The organism is Methanoregula sp., from assembly GCF_002835825.1.
GTDB lineage: Archaea > Halobacteriota > Methanomicrobia > Methanomicrobiales > Methanospirillaceae > Methanoregula.
The window spans coordinates 1-1,610 of the sequence record NZ_PIZH01000459.1 but is presented as its reverse complement, the minus strand read 5'-3'; the positions used below and the strand labels follow the sequence as shown (position 1 = coordinate 1,610).

Genomic DNA, 1,610 nt, shown 5'->3' with positions numbered 1-1,610 from the left:
CCGATCAACAGCGAGGTAAAGGTCTTCCCGGATCCTGCAGTCCCACAGAGACCAACACGAAGTTTTGCAGATTTCCGGACCGCCTTCCGGAACGATGGCCCTGATACATTCGCAGCTGCAACGGGAGGCTTTACTGCTGCGGGAGAAGGGAGCTGCCGATTTGTCGTTTCCTCTGGGGGATGCTGTTGCTGATCTGTTGCTTTTGTTTTCTGTTCTGCTGCTGGGCTGTCAGATCCCGGACCAATCCCGGTTGCCCAATCCCCGCCACCTAGTTTCTGGGGTCTGGGCTCCAAAGTCAATGTCACCGCCTCGTTGATCTTGGCTTTGCAATCTTTCGAGCGCAGGTACTTGATCAGATCTGGAGTAGCATAGTACGGTGTGTTCTTGTCGTCGATCTTGAGCATGATTGCGGTGTCATTGTTGCCGAGGTAGATCCCGGAGATTTTGGGTTTATCCTTGTCTGCAGGGCCGGAAGTATCATTCTGGAAACCTGCATTCTCCAGTTTATCTTTGAGATCCGTCCCTTCTGCAGCAGATGTTGTCGACGTGGGGTTTCCTCCATTCTTCTTCGCCAGTAATTTTAGGTGCGTAAGGAAACTGGCGCCATTATCTGCCCATTCAATCGTATCACCGACCTCGATACCGTCTGCTTTCTGCTCTCCGAGAAAGAACCGCTCGGTATCGATGACGATCAGGGAGCTGTTCAAGCCGGTGACAACTCCATGGTTATAGTCCGGCATGGTTGTCCTCCGCGGAAACGACCTTGTACGCGTGGTAGACCTTCTCCTCGCTGATCTCGTTGAGCTTGACCTTACCGATCAGTTCCTCGGCCCGTTTGACCGGAATACTGGTGAGATCGCTTTTCAGCAGGTCATCGAGTTTCTGCAGTTTGGCGGCATACTCTTCCTTCTTCAAGGTCGAGTATTCTTCGCTGAATCTCTCCTTGAACTTCTCGACGCTTGGCACCCGGACTTTCCGCGGCTTGTCGATGAGAGAATAGATCCCTTGGTTCTCGATCTTCGATGCGAGGACCTGGTCCATGACCTTGTCGAACCGGGCACGATACTTTTTCAGGACCTCTTCTTTCTGCAAGATCAGTGCCTGGAGGCGGTATGCCTGCTCCAGGAGGGGTAAGGTCTCATCGTGGTCAGCGTCCGGTGCATACTCACAACGGTCCTTATTGTCCTCCTCGTCACGGAGATCGCACTCAGCTTCCGGAATGCAGCAATGCAGACATGTGCTGCAGTCTGGTTCTGGAGGGAGGGGATTCTTTTTGAGGTCCGCGGCCTCTTCGCGTGCTGACAGCATCAGTGATGCCCCCTGCAGCAGCCGCACCCGCAGCAATCCGGGCAGTCGTGTTCTTCCTGGACCATCTCTTCAAGGTCGCCAGATCCGGATTCCGAAATCCCCAGCTGCCTGCAGGCGATTGAATACGCCGGCTTCGGTGCTTTGGCATCGGGGGTGTAGCGGATACTGGCGGTAAAATCCGCACCCATGGGTCAGGCCCCCGCGGGGAAGATCTTACGGAGTCCGGCAACGCGGTCCTCGGCCTGCTGCCGATACTCATCGATCTTGATGCTGACGTATTCCTCTACAGGGCGCGTGAGGAC

Annotated in this window: 2 protein-coding genes; both read right to left on the bottom strand. The window is 54.9% G+C overall.

Features of this window, described 5'->3' with window-relative positions; all coding sequences use genetic code 11:
• Nucleotides 1–740 (bottom strand): hypothetical protein (locus CW742_RS12275; protein ID WP_292420777.1); only part of this gene is annotated, 740 nt, incomplete at its 3' end.
• The gene (locus tag CW742_RS12270) at nucleotides 727–1,308 is read right to left on the bottom strand and encodes a hypothetical protein (protein ID WP_292420776.1); all 582 of its coding nucleotides are present in this window, start codon (nucleotides 1,306–1,308) and stop codon (nucleotides 727–729) included. The genes CW742_RS12270 and CW742_RS12275, both read right to left, overlap by 14 nt.
• Nucleotides 1,309–1,610 lie beyond the last annotated feature (302 nt).